This is a genomic window from Neisseria sp. HMSC067G12, from assembly GCF_001812725.1.
In the GTDB taxonomy this organism is placed as follows: Bacteria; Pseudomonadota; Gammaproteobacteria; order Burkholderiales; family Neisseriaceae; genus Neisseria; species Neisseria perflava.
Window position 1 is genome coordinate 330,570 of sequence record NZ_KV810212.1, and the last position, 19,891, is coordinate 350,460.

General features: G+C 50.6%; 16 protein-coding genes. 12 read left to right on the forward strand and 4 right to left on the reverse strand.

Annotation, left to right across the window (positions count from 1 at the left end; all coding sequences use genetic code 11):
- The first annotated feature begins 1 nt into the window (after window position 1).
- The 8 genes from gmhB (at window position 2) to aroG (ending at window position 8,305) form a co-directional block, all read left to right on the forward strand.
- Window positions 2–580, forward strand: coding sequence for a D-glycero-beta-D-manno-heptose 1,7-bisphosphate 7-phosphatase (gmhB, locus tag HMPREF2871_RS09175; protein WP_049344341.1), 579 nt, complete (start codon window positions 2–4; stop codon window positions 578–580).
- 70 nt (window positions 581–650) lie between these two features.
- Window positions 651–1,382 (forward strand): lysophospholipid acyltransferase family protein, encoded by a 732-nt coding sequence (locus HMPREF2871_RS09180; protein ID WP_049344344.1) that lies wholly within the window; start codon window positions 651–653, stop codon window positions 1,380–1,382.
- A 49-nt stretch (window positions 1,383–1,431) separates the two neighbouring features.
- The gene (locus HMPREF2871_RS09185) at window positions 1,432–2,127 is read left to right on the forward strand and encodes a M48 family metallopeptidase (protein WP_049344366.1); all 696 of its coding nucleotides are present in this window, start codon (window positions 1,432–1,434) and stop codon (window positions 2,125–2,127) included.
- Window positions 2,128–2,300: 173 nt separating this feature from the next.
- Entirely contained in the window at window positions 2,301–2,672 is a 372-nt protein-coding gene (locus HMPREF2871_RS09190; RefSeq protein ID WP_049344346.1) for a hypothetical protein, read from the forward strand.
- Between the two features lie 156 nt (window positions 2,673–2,828).
- The gene (locus HMPREF2871_RS09195; protein WP_193388910.1) at window positions 2,829–4,304 is read left to right on the forward strand and encodes a surface lipoprotein assembly modifier; all 1,476 of its coding nucleotides are present in this window, start codon (window positions 2,829–2,831) and stop codon (window positions 4,302–4,304) included.
- Between the two features lie 289 nt (window positions 4,305–4,593).
- Window positions 4,594–6,090 carry a subtype B tannase gene (locus HMPREF2871_RS09200; RefSeq protein WP_192830390.1) on the forward strand — a complete coding sequence of 499 codons (1,497 nt, stop codon included), beginning with the start codon at window positions 4,594–4,596 and terminating at the stop codon, window positions 6,088–6,090.
- A 215-nt stretch (window positions 6,091–6,305) separates the two neighbouring features.
- Window positions 6,306–6,983 carry a TIGR02117 family protein gene (locus HMPREF2871_RS09205; protein WP_004520941.1) on the forward strand — a complete coding sequence of 226 codons (678 nt, stop codon included), beginning with the start codon at window positions 6,306–6,308 and terminating at the stop codon, window positions 6,981–6,983.
- Window positions 6,984–7,261: 278 nt separating this feature from the next.
- Complete coding sequence (gene aroG, locus HMPREF2871_RS09210) at window positions 7,262–8,305, forward strand: 3-deoxy-7-phosphoheptulonate synthase AroG (RefSeq protein WP_004520940.1); 1,044 nt, start codon at window positions 7,262–7,264, stop codon at window positions 8,303–8,305.
- A gap of 191 nt (window positions 8,306–8,496) precedes the next feature.
- On the opposite strand, the gene HMPREF2871_RS09215 is transcribed toward aroG, so the two are convergent.
- Window positions 8,497–10,674, reverse strand: a complete 2,178-nt coding sequence (locus tag HMPREF2871_RS09215) for a TonB-dependent siderophore receptor (RefSeq protein ID WP_049344350.1) — start codon at window positions 10,672–10,674, stop codon at window positions 8,497–8,499.
- Window positions 10,675–10,882: 208 nt separating this feature from the next.
- Entirely contained in the window at window positions 10,883–11,488 is a 606-nt protein-coding gene (gene wrbA, locus HMPREF2871_RS09220; RefSeq protein WP_049336901.1) for an NAD(P)H:quinone oxidoreductase, read from the reverse strand.
- 98 nt (window positions 11,489–11,586) lie between these two features.
- Here wrbA and HMPREF2871_RS09225 point away from each other — a divergent pair, with 98 nt between their 5' ends.
- From HMPREF2871_RS09225 to xth, 4 genes are all read left to right on the forward strand, one after another.
- Window positions 11,587–12,789: a YihY family inner membrane protein gene (locus HMPREF2871_RS09225; RefSeq protein WP_049344353.1), complete on the forward strand. Its 1,203-nt coding sequence runs from the start codon at window positions 11,587–11,589 to the stop codon at window positions 12,787–12,789.
- Window positions 12,790–12,888: 99 nt separating this feature from the next.
- On the forward strand, window positions 12,889–14,670 hold the full coding sequence (locus HMPREF2871_RS09230) for an extracellular solute-binding protein (RefSeq protein ID WP_049344354.1): 1,782 nt from the start codon (window positions 12,889–12,891) through the stop codon (window positions 14,668–14,670).
- A gap of 414 nt (window positions 14,671–15,084) precedes the next feature.
- Entirely contained in the window at window positions 15,085–15,363 is a 279-nt protein-coding gene (locus HMPREF2871_RS09235; RefSeq protein WP_049344356.1) for an ArsR/SmtB family transcription factor, read from the forward strand.
- Between the two features lie 167 nt (window positions 15,364–15,530).
- Complete coding sequence (xth, locus tag HMPREF2871_RS09245; RefSeq protein WP_049336897.1) at window positions 15,531–16,301, forward strand: exodeoxyribonuclease III; 771 nt, start codon at window positions 15,531–15,533, stop codon at window positions 16,299–16,301.
- A 238-nt stretch (window positions 16,302–16,539) separates the two neighbouring features.
- On the opposite strand, the gene HMPREF2871_RS09250 is transcribed toward xth, so the two are convergent.
- Window positions 16,540–17,601: an FRG domain-containing protein gene (locus HMPREF2871_RS09250; protein ID WP_049344358.1), complete on the reverse strand. Its 1,062-nt coding sequence runs from the start codon at window positions 17,599–17,601 to the stop codon at window positions 16,540–16,542.
- Window positions 17,602–17,639: 38 nt separating this feature from the next.
- Entirely contained in the window at window positions 17,640–19,667 is a 2,028-nt protein-coding gene (gene uvrB, locus HMPREF2871_RS09255; RefSeq protein ID WP_049336895.1) for an excinuclease ABC subunit UvrB, read from the reverse strand.
- Window positions 19,668–19,891: the final 224 nt, after the last annotated feature.

The following is a 19,891-nucleotide window of genomic DNA, read 5'->3' on the forward strand; positions in this document are numbered from 1 at the left end:
CATGAAACTCATCATCCTCGACCGCGACGGCGTTATCAATCAAGACCGCGACGATTTCGTCAAATCCGTTGACGAATGGATTCCCATCGAAGGCAGTATGGATGCCATCGCCTTTTTAACGCAGGCAGGCTACACCATCGCCGTGGCCACCAACCAATCCGGTATCGGCCGCAAATACTTTACCGTACAAGACCTGACCGAAATGCACGCTAAAATGCACCGCCTTGCCGTTCAAGCAGGCGGCACCATCGACGGCATTTGGTTTTGCCCGCACACCGCCGCCGACAACTGCGAATGCCGCAAACCCAAGCCCGGCATGATTATCGACATTATCGAACGCTTCAAGGCCAATGCCGCCGAAACCTGGCTGGTCGGCGACAGCCTGCGCGACCTGCAAGCCATTGATGCCGCAGGCGGCAAGCCCGCACTCGTCCTGACCGGCAAAGGCAAAAAAACGCTGGCCAAACACGAGCAAGAACTGCCCGAACACACCCAAGTCTTCGACAACCTGCTCGCTTTCTCGCAATACATCATGCGTGAAAACACACAAATCGAAGAAGCCGCGCAAGCCATTCTATAAACGACAAGGCCGTCTGAAACTGCCGACAACGGCGTTCAGACGGCCTTCAAACGACAGACTTTTCCCCGATATGCTGATTATCCGCAACCTGATTTACTGGTTCATCCTTTCCTCTAGCATTATTTTGCTGTTCCCCTTTATGCTGCTTGCCCTGCCCTTCCAAGGCGGTGCGCACAAAATGGCGCAAATTTGGGTGCGCATCCTCAACTGGTCGCTCAAGCACATCATCGGTTTGAACTACACCTTAAGCGGCGCGGAAAACATTCCCGACCACCCTGCCATCATTTGCGCCAAACACCAAAGCGGCTGGGAAACCCTCGCCCTGCAAGAGATTTTTCCGCCGCAAGTGTATGTTGCCAAACGCGAACTCTTCAAAATCCCTTTCTTCGGCTGGGGCTTGAAGCTGGTTAAAACCATCGGCATCGACCGCAGCAACAGCCGCGAAGCCAACAAACAACTTTTAGAACAAGGCCTTGCGCGTAAAAACGAAGGCTATTGGATTACCATTTTCCCCGAAGGCACACGCCTGCCGCCCGGTGAAAAAGGCCGCTACAAGCTCGGCGGCGCGCGCATGGCAAAAATGTTCGAGATGGACATCGTCCCCGTCGCGCTCAACAGCGGCGAATTTTGGCCGCGCAACTCCTTCCTCAAATACCCCGGCACAGTCAGCGTCATCATCGGCAAACCCATTGCCCACAACAACGGCAATGAAGCCAAACTCATGGCCCAATGCGAGCAATGGATCGAAAGCCAACAGCCCCTGATTACCGGACAAGGCCCGTTCGCGCCCCAAACCAAATAAATCATTCCATCGGGTGGGCCGCTATACCCGCCCTTTTCACTCAAACACCATGCCCCGCCTCCATACCCACACCCTTTCAGACGGCCTCACCATTCATATCCAGCTCAAACGCAGCGCCAAGAAAAACCTCATCTTGCGCCCCGTTTCCGCCGATACCGTCAGCATCAATATCCCTCCGTTTGTTACCCAGCACACCTTTACCCAATGGCTGAACGACAACGAAGCCATCCTGCGCCGTACCTTAAACAAAACACCGGCCCGACAAACACCCACCGACTCGCTTCCCGAATGGATTTGGTATCAAGGCGTTCAGACGGTCTTGTCCGTCCACACGGCAAACCACATCCAAATCAGGCCGTCTGAAATCTTGTTACCCGACAAAGAAAACGCCGCCCAACTTACCCATTTGCGCCGTTTCCTACACGAGCGTGCGCACGAATATCTGCTGCCACGCCTCGAAGGCTATATCCGAACCACCCGCCTGACTCCGAGCGCCATTTCCCTTTCCAACGCCAAAACTTTCTGGGGCGTTTGCCGCCACACTACCGGTATCCGCCTCAACTGGCGGCTCATCGGCGCGCCCGAATATGTCGCCGACTACGTCTGTCTGCATGAACTCGCCCACCTGCGCCATCCCGACCACAGCCCTGCGTTTTGGGCTCTGACCCACTCGCTCACGCCGCATGTTGACCAAGCTGAACAATGGCTGAAGGCGCACGGCAGCGAATTGTTCCGCCTCGGCTAAGTCTTATCCGGCAGCATTTTTCTGCAAGCAAACACCAGCCCAAAGCAAAGAACCAACGTCCTCCAAACAAATCATGTAGCCGTGCGTAAAATCGAGTTTATCCGCTTGCCGCCCCTCATACCTGCCGATAAGATGATGTCGTTCTCAAAACCCTTTTCAGAAAGGAAAAACCGATGACCAAAGCAAAATCGTTACTGGCCACCGGCATTTTGGCTCTTTTCTCCGCCACGGCATTCGCCTCCCCGCTGCCTTCCGAAATCTACCGTCCGGATGGCGCGCACACCATCAAAGCCAATCATCAAGGCAACGGCGAATTTGAATACGAAGCCGAACTCTCCGGCCAACGCAATTCCATTCCTTCCCTGGCCAAAAAAGTGATCGCCCACGCGCGCAGCAAAGGTTTCCATGTGGTCGAGTCTGAAATCAAACACGACGATGCCGATCTGAAATTCAAACGCGGCAAACAAGAGCTGGACGTTTCCATCGAAGACAAAGGCCAAGGCCGTATCGAATACAAAGCCGATTTGGACTTGGACAAAAACTAAATCCGACTCGCAAATAAAGGCCGTCTGAAATCCCATCGGGTTTCAGACGGCCTTTTGTTGTCTTTATCAGATAAAATGGCAATCGGTTTACAAAGTTTCCGACTCAAAACATTGTACAATCTGCCCACTTATACCGATAACATCCCCAACATTGCCATGAAAAAACGTCTACTCCTCCTTGCCATCCTTCCCCTCTCCCTTCACGCCGCCGATGTACCGCCTGATGTGAAACCCGAGCTTCAAGTCAACACTGCCGAACCCCAACAACCCGAAACGCACAACACCCCTGTCGAGCAGACAAACAGGCCGTCTGAAAAAATCATCAACGTCGATGCCGACACCCTGCTTGCCAACACCGAATTACTGGCACGCGCCATGTATTCCGCCGTCGTCGCCCACAACATCCCCGGCATCAAAGCCGTTTTGCCCATTTACGAACAATGGCCAGAACACGACCGCGCCATGGCACGCTATGCCAAAGGTTTGCTTGCCCAATCCGAAGGACGCGCCGCCGAAGCCATCGGCCATTACCGCCGCTTTATCGCCGAGCAACCCGATGCCTCCGCCGTCCGCTGGCAGCTTGCGACCGCCTTGTTTGAAGACAAACAAAACGAAGCCGCGGCCGACCAGTTCGACAAACTGCAAACCGAATCCCTCCCGCCTGCCTTGCAAGAACGCATCGAAACCTACCGCAAAGCCCTGCGCGAACGCGATTCATGGCAATTCAACGTCGGCTTGAACATCACGCGCGAACAAAACATCAACCAAGCCCCCGGCCAACGCCGTCTGGGCAACCACCTGAGCGATGAACAATGCCGCGCCGTGCGCCTAGTCTATCCCGACGACGACTGCTTCCGAGGCTGGACATTCCCCGAACCCATCGATGCCACCGCTGTCCATTACCAAATCGGCGCAGAAAAAAAATGGTCGCTGCCCCGCGGCTTCTATGCCACGGCAGGCGCAGACCATTACGGCAAAATCTATCCCAAACACACCAACTACAACGACCTCACCACACGCTTCTCGGCAGGCATCGGCTATGCCGACCAGCGCAGCGATATCGGCATTACCCTGTTCCACGAACGCCGCTTCTACGGCAACGACCCCTACACCTACACCAACGGCGCCCGCCTCCACTACAACCATTGGTGGCAACCCAAGCTGCAAACCCTCAGCGCATTTGAAGCAGGCCGTCTGAAAAACAGCCGCCGCGAGCATTCCGACAACACCAGCCAACTGCTCAGCAATTCCATCGTTTACTACCGCAACGCGCGCCAATACTGGGTAGCCGGTATCGACCTCTACCGCGAACGCAACCGCGACGACAAAAGCGACAGCTTCAACCGCTACGCCCTGCGCACCACATGGGGACAAGAATGGCCCAAAGGCCTCTCCACCGTCCTACGCCTCAGCACCGCCCAACGCCGTTACCAAGCCCCCGGCTTCTTCAGCAACGAACAAAACCGCCGCGACAAAGAAGCCTCTGCCTCCCTGAGCGTATGGCACCGCGCCCTCCATTTCAAAGGCATCACCCCGCGCCTGACCATTGCCCATAACAAAACATGGAGCAACGACAAGTTCTACGAATACGGCAAAACCAAAATGTTTGTCGAATTGAGCAAAACGTTCTGACAAGTAGAACCAATCTGTGGATAAAGCAAAAATGCCTGTCCTGCATACTGATTTACAAGACAGATTCAAACTTTTACAGATACCGGATAAATAGATCTTTTAAGGCATAATGTCTTATTAAATTCATATTTATCAAATAGATGAGATTTAAGCCCATATTACTTTACAACGTAACGTACAACACTACATAACGCTACAAAAAAATCAGGCCGTCTAAAACCCGACTTGGCGTTTCAGACGGCCTTGGTATTCGTTATCATATCCGCTTACCTCTTCAGAAAGTATGATAATGAACACCCTAAACAAAACCCTCTTATCCGTTTCTGTCGCGCTGGGATTGAGCGCCTGCGCTTCCGTCAAAACCGCAGACACCTACGACCTAGACTTCTCCAAACAAAAATACACCGAACAAAGCATCGAAGTGAACGGTCAGGCGGTCAAATTCCGCGCTTACGAAGGCGTGGTTTACGTCCGCAATCCTGTCGATACCCGTTACGAAATCATCAATATTTATGTACCCGAAGCCTATTACAACGGCGGCGAGATAGACGGTTTCAATGCCGAAACCGCACCGATTTTCCTGCCCAACCAAATCGGCGGCTATATGCCTGCCGAACCGGGCAAACCCGCTTTAGAAGGCAAACGCGGCGAGCCTGAAGACGGCCAAAAATTGCCCAACGCCGCCCTGGTTGCCCTCTCCAAAGGCTACGTCGTCGCATCCCCTGGCGCACGCGGCCGAACAGAACCCACCGGCAAAGCACCTGCCGCCATTGTCGATTTGAAAGCCGCCGTCCGTTACCTGAAAGCCAACAACAAAGTCATGCCCGGCGATGCCGAAAAAATCATTTCCAACGGCACAAGCGCAGGCGGAGCGATGTCCGCCCTCTTAGGCGCAACAGCCGACCAAAAAGATTACGAAAACCACCTCAAAGCCTTAGGCGCGGCAGACGGCAGCGACAAAGTTTTCGCCGTATCCGCATACTGCCCGATTACCGATTTGGACCATGCCGATATGGCTTACGAATGGCAGTTCAACGGTATCAATGACTACAGAAAAATGAACATTTCCATGCTCGACTACCGCGTCAAACGCGAGCTGGTCGCAGGCACGCTGACCGATGACGAGAAAAAACTGTCCGACCTCCTCAAACCCCTATACCCCGCATACCTCAACAGCCTGAACCTGAAATCCCCCGAAGGCAAACCCCTGACACTGGACGCCCAAGGCAACGGCAGCTTTAAAAACCATATTGCCGGTTTACTTGCCAAATCCGCACAAGCCCAACTTGATGCAGGCAAAGACCTGAGCGACCGCACTTGGCTGACCATCCGCAAAGGCAAAGTTATCTCCGTCGATTTCGATGCTTACGCCAAAGCCGCCGGCCGCCAAAAAACACCGCCGGCCTTTGACGGCGTAGATTTAAGCACAGGCGAAAACCAACTCTTCGGCACCAATACCGTCGATAAACGCCACTTCACCGCGTTCTCCATGCAACACAACACCGCCTCCAACGCCGAAATCGCAGATGAAGAAACCATCAAAATCATGAACCCGCTCAACTACATCGGCAAACCGGGCGTGAACCTGCCGCAAAACTGGCGCATCCGCGTCGGCACCAACGACCGCGACACCTCACTGGCAGTCTCCGCCGTCTTAGCCGCCAAACTGCAAAACAACGGCCAAACCGTCGATTACGCCCTGCCTTGGGATGTCGGCCACGGCGGTGATTATGACTTAGACGACCTGTTTACCTGGATGAAGCAAGTCAGCAGCTCTACAAAATAATCGTTCGCAACATAGATTGAGATGAGATTTAGTATCCCGTTTTAATTAAAGAAAGGCCGTCTAAACTTTTTCAGACGGCCTTTCTTTTATTTAAATTAAACAACCATTTTTATCATTAATCGCAAGATACCTACCACCCACTCATTTCTAATGAAAAAAGTACAAATTTAATGGAAAATACACACCTTCAAACTTAATTGCCTTTAAAAAAACGAATGCGCTCCTTTCTCCACATCCTCAAGAAAATCGGCAAAATAGCGCTGATTATCCCTATTTTTGCCCTATTGTATTTTTTATCTGCTTGGATGATGGCTTCGTTGCCGCTTAATGAAGAGCAGCCTAAAGGGGAAATTACTTTATTTTTAGTCAGTAACGGTGTGCATACTGATGTAGTCATGCCGCTGAAGAATGATATTTTTGATTGGTCGGATGTCGTCAATCCAAAAGACACGCTCACTGCTGATCCTCAGATAACGCATATCGGTTTAGGCTGGGGGGAGCGCAATTTTTATTTATACACGCCTGAGTGGAAAGATTTGACTTTCTCCAATGCTTTAGGTGCATTAAGCGGGCTGAACCGTACGCTGATTCATGTTACTTATTATCCTTTTGAACCACGAGAAAATAGCCACGTCGTCAAATTTTTGGTCACGGCTGAGCAATACAGGAATTTAACAAAATCGCTCTTGGCCGGTTTTCAACAAGAAAATGGGCAACCCATCTTGCTAAAAGGAATCCATCATCAGTCTAACGATGCTTTTTACGAAGCCAAAGGACGCTATCATTTATTCAATACTTGTAACACTTGGTTGAATGACAAATTGGTTGAAAGCGGCCTTAAAGGTGTGTATTGGACTCCTTTCTCTTCGCCCTTGCTGGAACAATACCGATAGCCTTCACGCTTCTCAATTTTTGGTCTATGTAAGACTTCAGGCCGTCTGAACATTTTCAGACGGCCTGTATTTTGATAAAAACCCAAAGCCCTTTATTATATAAATGAAATTTTTTAATAGAATTAAATATTAATTTTTACAAATAAACTAATTTTAAATTCTATAAAATAATTAAAATAAAGAAATTTTAGAATAAAATTGCTAAAACAAAAAACTAAGCCTTGTTTAATTCTGCTAAAACCTGTAATCTGTATCAAAAATAAACAAGAGAGTCCATCATGTCCCAACACCACCCTACCGATGACATTAAGATCAAAGAAGTCAAAGAGTTACTCCCTCCAATCGCACATTTGTATGAGCTGCCTGTTACGCCTCAGGTTGCTAATTTAGTTTATAAAACGCGTCATGAGATTTCGGATTTGGTTCACGGCCGCGACAACCGTTTACTGGTCATTATCGGCCCATGCTCGATTCACGATACTAAGGCGGCGGTAGAATATGCGCAAAAATTGCTGCCTTTGCGCAAAAAATATGAGAAAGAGCTGCTGATTGTAATGCGCGTGTATTTTGAAAAACCGCGTACAACCGTTGGCTGGAAAGGTCTGATTAACGATCCGCACTTGGACGGTACGTTTGACATCAACTACGGCCTGCGCCAAGCGCGTCAGTTGTTGCTGACTTTAAACGAAATGGGCATGCCTGCTTCGACTGAATTCTTGGACATGATTACGCCGCAATACTACGCCGACCTGATTTCTTGGGGCGCGATTGGTGCGCGCACGACTGAAAGCCAGGTACACCGCGAATTGGCCAGTGGCCTCTCCTGCCCTGTCGGTTTTAAAAACGGTACGGACGGCAATCTGAAAATCGCCATCGACGCCATCGGCGCCGCCAATCATCCGCACCACTTCCTGTCTGTAACCAAAGCCGGTCATTCCGCGATTGTCCACACCAGCGGCAACCCTGACTGCCATGCGATTTTGCGTGGAGGGAAAGAGCCTAATTACAGCGCAGAACACGTTAAAGACGCGGTTGCGCAGCTTCAAAAAGCCGGCGTGAGCAGCAAACTGATGGTGGACTGCAGCCATGCCAACAGCCGTAAAGACTTCCGCAAACAAATGGATGTAGCGCGCGATGTTGCGGCGCAGCTGAAAGCCGGTGAAGAAAACATCATGGGCGTGATGGTGGAAAGCCACTTGGTTGAAGGACGTCAGGACAAGCCTGAAGTTTACGGTCAAAGTATTACGGATGCCTGCATCGGTTGGGATACGACTGAAGAATTGCTGGCCCTGCTTGCCGAAGCGAAAGGTCATAAAGCGTAAGTGCGACATCATTAAAAAGACCGGATATGTTCCGGTCTTTTTTGTGTCTGTCATTTTGATTTCTTTGCTCAAGATCCCGAGCAATTTTTAGTCAGGTTTGACATTAAAACAATATGTCCGAAAAAATTCAGGCCGTCTGAAAACCCCGATCACTCAGGTTTTCAGACGACCTCTCCTACTTTTCTTTTCAATTAAAACGTATGTTTAACCGTTGCAGTCACACTACGCGGCGTGCCGTAGACGTGAATATCCGGCATGGTGCGGTAGCGTTTGTTGAACACGTTTTCAAAGTCTAAACCGATGCGGGTGGATTTGCCGATTTTGTAATGTACGGTCAAGTCCAGCGTGGCGTATGGGCGTTGGGTCAATGCAGCGGCGGCAGCCGGATTGATGTCTGCGGGGTATTCGTCCAGCGTATGGCTGCGGCTTTGCCAGTTGACGTTGCCCCCCAGGTTCAAACGGTCGGTTACGTCATACGCGGTAAAGAGTTTGAACAAATGAACGGGATAAGACGGATGCAGTTGAACCCCTTCGCTGTCTTTGATTTTGGAACGTGCATAAGACGCATTCAGCAGCCATTTGTCACTCAGGCGGCCGCCGACAGAGAGCTCCACGCCTTTTGTCGTGGTGTTGTCGGCTGCGCGGTAGTATTCCTCGCCATTCGCAAATTTGCCTGCAACCACGCCCAAATGGTCGCGTTTGTTCATAAAGACGGAGGCGGAAGCATTCAGACGGCCTTCAAACCATGAGGCTTTCAAACCGGTCTCGTAGGTTTTGCCGCGCTGCGGTTTGAGCGCTGCGCCGTCTTTGGTCAGGTAACGCACTTGCGGACGGAAGATGGTGGTGTAAGACGCATAGGCGGTCAGATTGTCGCCGATGTCGTAGGTTACGCCCAAATAAGGAATGAAAACGTTTTGTTTGTGGCTGCTGTGTGCGAATTTGTTACGGCTGGTGCTGTAACGGTAACGCCAATCCACAAAACGGCCGCCGCCGATAAAGGCGAGCTTGTCGGTCAGTTTGAAACGGGTCGAGCCGTAAACCGACAGGTTTTTCATGCGTGAAAAACCATCGCGCAGATACGGCATATCGGGTTTGGCGATGTTGCCGTCAAATTTACGCAAATCGGGAATCATCGACTCGCCTTCTTCATAGAAAGACAGGTTTTCTTTGTTGTCCTGATAGCTGATGCCGACATTGAACTCGTGCGAGCGGCCCAGCGCTGGATAATGGCCGTCCAAGGCCAGCGCAAAATTCTGATCACGGTATTTGCTGCGGTCGCGGTCTGAAGTGAAAAGTGCAGAGTAATCGGGATTGATTTCAAATGTACCGGCAATGCCTGAAACGATGTCGTTTTTACCCGAAACATGGCTGTAATCACCAGTCAGTTTCCAGCCGTTGTCAAACTCATGGCTAAGGGAAGTGAATACTTCGGCACTGTTGTCTTTGCCGTATGCCCAGCGTGCGGAAGAATTGCTGCGTGGCGAAGATTCAAACGGTTTGAATCCGTCTTTGCGATTACCTGCTGCTGTCAGATAGCTGAAACGCGAGCTGCCGGTATTGCGGAAACGGTGTATTTCCGTACCGAGGCGCCATTGGGTTTGCGGCGTGAGATCGTAAGACAAAATGCCGTAGAAAGTGTGATTATGGCGCGATGTGTTCGGCAGGTAATCGCCGCCGTGGTCGCTGACCAAAATGGCGCGGCCGCGCAAGGTATTGTCGGCATTCAGAGGATGATTGGCATCAAGGACGAAACGGTAGTGTTTCCAAGAACCGACACCGGCTTCCACGCTGACGGCTGGCTTGACAGTCGGTTTTTTACGCTCCAAAGCAACCGTACCGCCCGGCTCGCCCATGCCGCCGTTGGACAAGCCGCTTGCGCCGCGCACGACGACGACTTGTTCGTACAATGCGCTGTCCAGATTGTTGGTGCCGCGGCGGATGGCTTTACCGTCGTAAAGGAATTTGGGCGCGCCGTCCACGGAAATGCTGTCAATCGCCTGACTGCGCGAAATAAATTGGCTGTGGCCGGAGACGTTGTTGCCCATTTTGCTGTGGAACACGCCCGGCGTTTGTTTCAACACGTCCTGCAAGGTATCCAAACCCTGGTCGTCCATTTGTTTTTCGGTGACGACAGACAAGGACTGCGGCGTTTCGCGCTGGGTCAGGCGGATGCCTGTTGCGGCGGAAGATGCGGGAATGGTGTAGTTGGAAGTAGTCTGTTTTCCGACACCTTGGACGGTAACTGTCGGCAAATCGACACGTTCTTGCGGCTGGCTATTTTCTACTTCGGTTGCGAAAGAATACGCCGAACACAAAGCCAGACTGACGGCAAAGCTTAATTTGCCATAGGGAAATACAGGTAGTGACATAGCTTCTCCAGTTAGCTGATGTTTTAATTTGGTGGCAGATTCTATCAAAAAGATGTAGTTCGATGAAACTATGCTCTAATCCCTATTTTCTAAGTAGTTTGTTTAATTAGAAATATTTATTCCTTTACTAGTTATAAATAACTAAAAAGGCCGTCTGAAAACTGAATCATCAGGTTTTCAGACGGCCTCAATCTTTTTATCACAAAAATCAGTCTGCCAATTTTCGTGCCAATTCTGCCAAACGTTTACCTTGTGCGAAGGCAATGTCGTTTTCTTCGGCGGTCAATGCCGGCTTGCTGTCGTGGCCGGAAACATGGCTTGCGCCGTAAGGCGTGCCGCCGCTTTGGGTATTGCTGAGTGCGGACTCGGTATAGGGAATGCCGCTGATGACCATGCCGTGGTGCAACAGGGGCAGCATCATGGTCAGCAGGGTGCTTTCTTGGCCGCCGTGCAGCGAAGATGTGCTGGTGAATACGGTGGCAGGTTTGCCGACGAGTTCTGCGCCGAGCCAAAGGGGAATGGTGCCGTCGATAAAGTATTTCATCGCTGCGGCCATATTGCCGAAACGTGTCGGGCTGCCGAGCGCGAGGCCGGCGCAATTTTTGAGGTCGTCGGCAGTCGCATAGGGCGCGCCTTCGTCGGGAACGGCTTTTTCAACGGCTTCGCAAACGGTGGAAACTTTGGGCACGGTACGCAACACGGCTTCGCAACCGTCCACGCTTTCGATACCGCGTGCGATTTGGCGGGCAAGGTTGCGCGTGCTGCCGTTTTGGGAATAAAAGAGGACGAGGATTTTCAGGGGATTTGGGTTCATTTGGGGTTTCCGTTACAATGCTGTCAGGTTTCAGATGGTCTTTTAAATACTCAGGCCGTCTGAAAAGAAAAATTTCTATTCAAAAGTGGGAAAAGGTTATGCCGTTTTCGCAATGGTGGCAAGATTTTTTGAAAAGTAAGGGCGTGGCATTTGCTTGGTTTGTCGTGCGCCGTTTTGATGATGAGCGTGTGCCGCAGGTGGCGGCAAGCATGACGTTTACGACGCTTTTGGCTTTGGTGCCCGTGTTAACGGTGATGGTCGTCATCGCGTCGGCCTTCCCCGTTTTCGACCAATGGTCGGGGGAATTTGTCTCTTTTATCAACCGCACCATTGTGCCGCAGGGCGCGGATATGGTGTTTGACTACATCAATGCGTTCCGCGATAAGGCCACCAAGCTGACGGCCATCGGTAGTGTGATGTTGGTCGTAACCTCGCTGATGCTGATTCGGACGATAGACAATGCGTTCAACCGGATTTGGCGCGTCAATTCGCAACGGCCTTGGATGATGCAGTTTTTGGTGTATTGGGCGTTGCTGACGTTTGGGCCTTTGTCTTTGGGTGTGGGCCTGTCGGTCGTAATCGGTCAGGTGCAAGTGGTGGGCGGCTCGGAATGGCTGAGGGTTATCACTGCGGTTTCATTTATTACGGTACTGCTGTGGGGCTTATACCGCTTTGTGCCCAACCGTTTTGTGCCTGCCAGCCATGCCTTGGTCGGCGCGGCTGTAACGGCGTTTTGCTTGGAAACGGCACGCTTTTTGTTCGCTTGGTACATGGGTAACTTTGACGGCTACAAATCAATTTACGGCGCATTTGCCGCGGTACCGTTTTTCCTGTTGTGGCTCAACCTGTTATGGACGCTGGTATTAGGCGGCGCGGTTTTGACCTCGTCCCTGTCCTACTGGCGTGGCGAAGCGTTCCGCCGCAGTCTGGATGCGCGCGGCCGCTTTGACGATGTATTGAAAATCCTGCTGCTGCTCGATTCTGCCCAACAAAACGGCAAGGCGTTGCCAGTGCAGGAGTTCAGACGGCATATTAATATGGGCTTTGACGAATTGGGCGAGCTTTTAGAAAAACTGGCGCAACACGGTTATGTCTATTCCGGCCGCCAGGGCTGGGTCTTGAAAATGGGGGCGGAGTCCATCGACTTGGCGGAGCTGTTCAAACTCTTTGTCTACCGTCCGCAAACGCTCAACAAAGACAAGGTCAATCAAACGGTTGACCACATCATGCAGCCCTGCTTGGAAACCTTGAACATGACGCTTGCCGAGTTCGGCGCCCATACGAAAAAACAATCCTCTTAAACCTGACGCCGTCTGAAACCAAAAATATCAAGTTTCAGACGGCCTTTGCTATAATCGGCACACTACTGAATACTACATTCGACCTACAAGGAAAAATAGATGAAAACACCAGCCCTACTCTCTCTGCTTGGTTTGATTCCATCTGCCGCCTTTGCCGCCCACGGCGTAGGCCTTGGCCAACCACCGAAATATCCGGCCAACTTCACCGCTTTCGAATACGTCAATCCCAACGCTCCCAAAGGCGGCTCGTTTACCACGCCTTTCCTCGGTGCTTTTGACACGCTCAATCCCTTTACCCTCAAAGGCAACCACGAATACGGCATCAGCATGCTGACGCTCGACACCCTGACCGAGCAAAGCATGGACGAACCTTACGCCGTTTACGGCCTGATTGCCGAAGACATCGCCCTGGCGCCGGATGGCCTTTCCGTTACCTTCAAAATCAACCCTAAAGCCAAATTCCACAACGGCGACCCCGTTTTGGCCAAAGACGTTGCCGCTTCATTTAACATCCTGACCAAAGACAAAGCTGCCGCCCCCATGTACCACTTCTACTGGAGCGACGTGGCCAAAGTGGAAACGCCCAACGACCGCACCGTCGTGTTCCGCTTTAAGCAGCGCAACTCAGAATTGCACATGATTCTCGGCAGCCTGCCCGTCTTCTCGCATAAAAGCTATCCCAAAGGCCTAGCCGCCGCACCCAACAGCCTGCCGATCGGCTCCGGCCCCTACCGTTTTGCCAAAGCTGAAAACGGCCGCATCAGCGAGTTTGTCCGCGACAAAAACTACTGGGCGCAAAATCTGCCCGTACGCAAAGGTCGCTACAACTACGACCACATCCGCATCAAATACGTCAAAGACGAAGTTGTCCGCATCGAAGGACTGAAAGGCGGCCAATATGACTTCGTACAAGAAAACGTCGCCCGCAACTGGGCACGCGCCTACTCCGACGAAGTCCTCAAAAAACGCAATCTGTCCAAACACGAATGGATACAAAACAGCACAGCCGGCATGCAAGGCTTCGTCATCAATATGCGCCACAAGCCCTTGGACAATATTTACGTCCGCCGCGCCTTGATTGAAAGCTTCGACTACGAAAGCGTCAACCGCCGCATCTTCTACGGCGCATACCGCCGCACCGACAGCTTCTTTACCAACAGCACCATGGCTGCAACCGGCAAACCTGACAGCGCGGAAACCGCATTGCTCAAATCATTGGGCACCAAGCTGCCCGACGGCGTATTGGATCAAGACGTCCCTATGCCGCCGGTTACCGACCCCAAACTGGGCGTGCGCCCGAACCTGCTCAAAGCACGCGCCCTGCTTGAAAAAGGCGGCTATCAATACAAAAACGGCAAAGCAGTCGACAAACAAGGCAAACCGCTGACCTTTGAATTCCTCGCACCAAGCAAAAACTACGAACGCATTACCTCCAAATGGCAGAGCGACCTCGCCAAAATCGGCATTACCATGAACGTGCGCACCGCCGACTCCGCCGTGTACCAAAAACGCATGAACGACTTCGATTTTGACGTGACCACCGGCTACTACGGCAACAGCGAAAGCCCCGGCAACGAGCAATACGACTACTTCAGCTGCGCCGCCGCCAAAACCGAAGGCAGCCGCAATCTATCCGGCGTCTGTCATCCCGCGGTTGAAAAACTGCTGACCCATTTCAACAGCTTTACCAACCGCCAAGAGCTCCAAACCACCTCGCGCGCGCTCGACCGACTGATCCGCCACCAATACACCATCGTTCCAAACTGGTTCGCCGACCGCTACCGCGTCGTGTACCGTAACGATGTCGGCATTCCGTCCAAGCTGCCAAAATACTACGACCCCATCACCTTCGCCATGACCGCAGGCTGGAAGAAAAAGTAGTCGCATTTCGACAACACGTCCAAGCGTCTGACAAGCCCTTAGCGTGTAGTCTTAAGCATAGAATCATAAAACCTAGTTGTTTGTTTAAAAACAATCAATCGACTGATTCCAAACAAACATAAAAGAAAAAACAACTTAAAGCCAAATCAAAGGCCGTCTGAAACATCCGTCAGCAAAATCATCTGCAACGGAACATTTCAGACGGCCTTTTCGTCTCTTTCCAATCCATTTTCGCAACCGAAGCAAAATATCGAAAATGAACAAAAAATTGCAAAACAATGCCCTCAAATTTTACAAAACCGTGTACACTGCAAGGTAAGAATTTGAATTATAAGGTTAATCTTAATAAAAACTACAATCATCAAAATTTAACCCAAATCAAGCATTCATATAACAGACAAAAGGAACAATAATATGGAAATCAAGCGTCTCTCTACCATTCTCAAACTGATTGCCAACCCCGAACGCATGGCCATTCTTTTTCTACTGCTTGACGGCGACCGCAGCATTACCGAACTGGCACAGGCACTCGACTCCTCCCCAACCGACATCGCCAACCACCTCGCACGCCTGCGCACCGAAGGCATCATCGATTTCACGCGCTACCACCGCATCATCGAATACCGCCTTATCTCCGAAGAAGCCGCCACCATCCTCAATACCCTGCGCACACTCAAAGACCAAGCCGAATAAACAAATTATTCCACATCACAACAACAAGGCCGTCTGAAACATCAGCTTTCAGACGGCCTGCCCCTTTCAGCCCATATCGAAAAATAAACCAATCCGCTATACAATACCGCCCATGCCCACAGGCGCCATCGGCCGCCTTCCCACCCAACAGCACACACGGAAACATCATGAAAATCGCCACTTGGAACGTCAATTCCCTCAACGTCCGCCTGCCCCAAGTACAAAACTGGCTGGCCGACCACCAAGCCGACATACTCGCCTTACAAGAACTCAAACTCGACCAAGACAAATTCCCGGCCGCCGCCCTACAAATGATGGGCTGGCACTGCGTCTGGAGCGGCCAAAAAACCTACAACGGCGTCGCCATCATCAGCCGCAACGAACCGCAAGACGTACATTGCGGCCTGCCCGCCCTCCCCGACGACCCGCAACGCCGCGTCATCGCCGCCACCATCAACGGCGTACGCGTCATCAACGTCTATTGCGTCAACGGCGAAGCCCTGGACAGCCCCAAATTCCAATACAAAGAACAATGGTTTGCCGCACTGACCGAGTTCGTCCGCGCCGAAATGGCCGCCCACCCCAAACTCGTACTGCTCGGCGACTTCAACATCGCCCCGGCCGATGCCGACTGCTACGACCCCGAAAAATGGCATGAAAAAATCCATTGCTCCTCCATCGAAAGACGATGGTTTAAAAACCTGCTCGACCTCGGTCTGACCGACAGCCTACGCAAAATCCACCCCGAAGGCACGTTCTACACATGGTTCGACTACCGCGGCGCCATGTTCCAACGCAAACTCGGCCTGCGCATCGACCACATCCTCACCAGCCCCGAACTTGCCGCCACCCTTACCGACGTCACCGTCGACCTAGAAACCCGCGCCCAAGAACGCCCCAGCGACCATGCGCCGGTAATCGCCGAGTTTGACTGCTAACACTTTGAATTAAGAAAAAATAAGGCCGTCTGAAAACTGGATTTCAGACGGCCTTATTGCAAAAGGTTTTCAGATGATGTTTGAGGTCGTCTGAAAGTTTGAAACAATGGTTTGAACACCAAAAAATGCGTGCATGCGTACCGCACACACCCTACACTTCGGTTTTAAAGTTTGTGTCGCCCGTAGGTAGGGAGGTGTAGCCACGCACGCGGTAGGTGGAGATACGATCTATGGCTTGCTACGATTGCTTGTTGGTTTGATATCTCCTTTTTATATGATCCGCCTGAGCCTCCAATTCAGGAAATAATGATTGTTTAGACACACCCAAATAACTCAACTCGGATAGTATTTCTCCCTTTGATTCTGCGTCAATAATTAATCTATTTTCATCATCCTTTTTTGATATCCACCATGTATCTGGCAATTCTGCTTGTTCTGTTTTCTTTGATCCAATACCAAATATTAGAAAGCTTCCGTGCTGGCGCTCTATCCTTGGATTATTTAGTTTAGCTCTAACTGCTATTACTTTTTTAAGATCTTCATAATTAATAATTGGCAAAAAATAAGATTTATCTGCTCTAATAATATGCAATAACCTACGAATCTCATTAAAATCATTAAACAATCTTTTTGCCTCCATTGGTGCCAAGTGTTTTTCGATGAATTCTTTAAATATTTTAGCATCATGTGTAACCGCAGAGATGGCAAAATTTCTTAAAAGTTCAAGATTTTCCCTCATTCCTTGCCAATCTTCTCCTAGTGAAATATTATTTAATGCAATATCTATATATGCTTTCATATATTCCTCAGTTCGGTCTATCATATTATTAAACTTTTCAAAATTACTATCATGAAATGCCAATGCAGATAAGATTGATACTTTGTCGCTATCCTCATATTTCACCTCTTCTTTCGGAATATCAAAAATAATTACTTCACCATCTTTTTCATTTTCCTCATTATTAGTATATTGTTGATTTTCTTTGATTTCTACTGAAAAATATAATGCTACTAAAGCATTACTAGTTAAATCAAGCAGTCTCGTAGGATAGCCATAATGCTGTAATTTAACTAATTTCTCAAAATTTGTATCTGTTAGACCAAAATCATTTGGACAGTAAGTTAATGCATCACGAATAATGTTATGCTCATTTTCGATTAAACCTATATTGCGATAAATACTCGGCGTAAGTTCGTAGCTTTCATTTGGATGACCACGAAAATATCTAAGAGAATTTTCCTCTTGATTAATGGTATTTAATTTACATAAAAAATCACTAACTGATTTAATTTTATCCATTTTGCATCCTGAGTTAAAATTATAAACTTGGGTAAAAATCACTCCGCCCCAAACAACAACCCTTCCTTAATCCCCCGAATCCTATCCCGCAACACAGCCGCTTCTTCAAACTGCAAATCCCTAGCCGCCTGCTGCATGGCTTTTTCCAGTTTGGCGATTTCTTTAATCGCATCTTCTTCGTTGTGAATCTCTCCGACTTTGACCTTGTTTTTACCTTTCAGACGGCCTTTGCCGCTGTCTTCTTCGTGGTACACGCCGTCGATGATGTCTTTGACCTGTTTTTTAATCTGTTGCGGTACGATGCCGTGTTCTTCATTGAATTTAATTTGTTTTTCGCGGCGACGTTCGGTCTCGTCGATAGCGGCTTTCATGGAGTCGGTGATTTTGTCGGCGTACAAGATGGCGACGCCGTTCACGTTGCGCGCGGCGCGGCCTATGGTTTGAATCAGGCTGCGGTGGGAGCGCAGGAAGCCTTCTTTGTCGGCGTCGAGGATGGCGACGAGGGAGACTTCGGGAATGTCGAGGCCTTCGCGCAAGAGGTTGATGCCGACGAGTACGTCAAACAGTCCGAGGCGTAAATCTCTAATGATTTCAACACGCTCTACGGTGTCGATGTCGCTGTGCAGGTAGCGCACTTTGATGCCGAGTTCGCTGTAATAGTCAGTGAGTTGCTCTGCCATGCGTTTGGTGAGGGTGGTAACGAGTACGCGTTCGCCTTTTTCGATGCGGTCGTTGATTTCGCTCATTAAATCGTCGACTTGGGTGGCGACGGGGCGGATGATGATTTGGGGGTCAACCAGCCCTGTGGGGCGGACGACTTGTTCGACCACTTGTCCGGCGTGTTCTTCTTCGTATTTGGCGGGGGTGGCGGAAACGAAGACGGTTTGCGGCATAACTTTTTCAAATTCGTGGAATTTGAGCGGACGGTTGTCGCGGGCGGAAGGCAGGCGGAAGCCGTAGTCCACGAGGTTTTGTTTGCGCGATGCGTCGCCTTTGTACATGCCGCCGATTTGGGTAACGGTAACGTGGCTTTCGTCGATAAACATGATGGCGTTGTCAGGTAGGTAGTCCATCAGCGTGGGGGGCGGTTCGCCTTCTTTTTTGCCGGAGAAGTGGCGGGAGTAGTTTTCAATGCCTTTGCAGAAGCCCATTTCGTAGAGCATTTCGAGGTCGAAGCGGGTGCGTTGTTCGATGCGTTGTTGTTCGACGGGGCGTTGTTCGCGGGCGAAAAATTCGATGCGCTCGCGCAGTTCTTCTTTGATGGATTCGCAGGCGCGCAATACGGTGTCGCGTGGGGTAACGTAATGGCTGGACGGGAAGACTGTGTAGCGGCCGACGCGTTGAATAAGGCTGCCTGAAAGCGGGTCGAACATATCGAGGCGATCGATTTCGTCGTCAAATAGGCTAATGCGCAAGGCATTTTCGGAGCTTTCGGCGGGGTATACGTCAATCACGTCGCCGCGCACGCGGAAGCTGCCGCGTTTAAAATCCAAATCGCCGCGTTCGTACTGCATGGAAACGAGCGTTGCGATGATGTCGCGTTGCTCGATAGTGTCGCCTTCTTTGACGGACAACACCATTTGTTGATACTCGGTCGGGTCTCCGATACCGTAAATGGCGGACACGGTGGCGACGATAATCACGTCGTCGCGCGTCATCAGGTTTTTGGTGGCAGAAAGGCGCATCTGCTCGATGTGCTCGTTGATCGCGCTGTCTTTTTCGATGAATAAGTCACGGCTGGGTACATAGGCTTCGGGTTGGTAATAGTCGTAGTAGGAGACGAAATATTCCACCGCGTTTTCGGGGAAAAACTCGCGCATTTCGGCGTAGAGTTGGGCGGCAAGGGTTTTGTTGTGCGCCATGATGATGGCGGGACGGCCGCTTTGGGCGATGACGTTCGCCATGGTGTAGGTTTTGCCCGAACCGGTTACACCAAGCAAGGTTTGATAGGCTAGGCCGTCTGAAAGCCCTTCGAGCAAGCCAGCAATGGCAGTGGGCTGGTCACCGGCAGGAGGAAACGGCTGATGGAGTTTAAACGGAGAATTGGGATATTGGATGACTTCCATAAGACGGCCTGTTTTATGTTCAGGTAAAGAGAGAATTATAACAAAGGGCCGTCTGAAAATTGATAGTGTGCCAATCTGATAAGACTAAATATTTCATCTCCTTCCTTAACTAACTGAGGTTGGTTGTGTTAGCTGGAACAATTAAACTACCCTCTCCCAGGACGTGTACCCCACGTCCTTTTTCTTTATTCGCTTCCTCCCTTTAGATCAGGTTTCTACCCCGT

Bases quoted from the DNA above. Each gene is read 5' to 3' on its own strand.
- HMPREF2871_RS09235 (WP_049344356.1), top strand. From the start codon at position 15,085: ATGGAAATCAAGCGTCTCTCTACCATTCTCAAACTGATTGCCAACCCC.
- HMPREF2871_RS09230 (WP_049344354.1), top strand. From the start codon at position 12,889: ATGAAAACACCAGCCCTACTCTCTCTGCTTGGTTTGATTCCATCTGCC.
- xth (WP_049336897.1), top strand. From the start codon at position 15,531: ATGAAAATCGCCACTTGGAACGTCAATTCCCTCAACGTCCGCCTGCCC.
- HMPREF2871_RS09185 (WP_049344366.1), top strand. From the start codon at position 1,432: ATGCCCCGCCTCCATACCCACACCCTTTCAGACGGCCTCACCATTCAT.
- HMPREF2871_RS09200 (WP_192830390.1), top strand. From the start codon at position 4,594: ATGAACACCCTAAACAAAACCCTCTTATCCGTTTCTGTCGCGCTGGGA.
- HMPREF2871_RS09250 (WP_049344358.1), bottom strand. From the start codon at position 17,601: ATGGATAAAATTAAATCAGTTAGTGATTTTTTATGTAAATTAAATACC.
- gmhB (WP_049344341.1), top strand. From the start codon at position 2: ATGAAACTCATCATCCTCGACCGCGACGGCGTTATCAATCAAGACCGC.
- HMPREF2871_RS09225 (WP_049344353.1), top strand. From the start codon at position 11,587: ATGCCGTTTTCGCAATGGTGGCAAGATTTTTTGAAAAGTAAGGGCGTG.
- HMPREF2871_RS09195 (WP_193388910.1), top strand. From the start codon at position 2,829: ATGAAAAAACGTCTACTCCTCCTTGCCATCCTTCCCCTCTCCCTTCAC.
- uvrB (WP_049336895.1), bottom strand. From the start codon at position 19,667: ATGGAAGTCATCCAATATCCCAATTCTCCGTTTAAACTCCATCAGCCG.
- HMPREF2871_RS09180 (WP_049344344.1), top strand. From the start codon at position 651: ATGCTGATTATCCGCAACCTGATTTACTGGTTCATCCTTTCCTCTAGC.
- aroG (WP_004520940.1), top strand. From the start codon at position 7,262: ATGTCCCAACACCACCCTACCGATGACATTAAGATCAAAGAAGTCAAA.
- HMPREF2871_RS09190 (WP_049344346.1), top strand. From the start codon at position 2,301: ATGACCAAAGCAAAATCGTTACTGGCCACCGGCATTTTGGCTCTTTTC.
- HMPREF2871_RS09205 (WP_004520941.1), top strand. From the start codon at position 6,306: ATGCGCTCCTTTCTCCACATCCTCAAGAAAATCGGCAAAATAGCGCTG.
- wrbA (WP_049336901.1), bottom strand. From the start codon at position 11,488: ATGAACCCAAATCCCCTGAAAATCCTCGTCCTCTTTTATTCCCAAAAC.
- HMPREF2871_RS09215 (WP_049344350.1), bottom strand. From the start codon at position 10,674: ATGTCACTACCTGTATTTCCCTATGGCAAATTAAGCTTTGCCGTCAGT.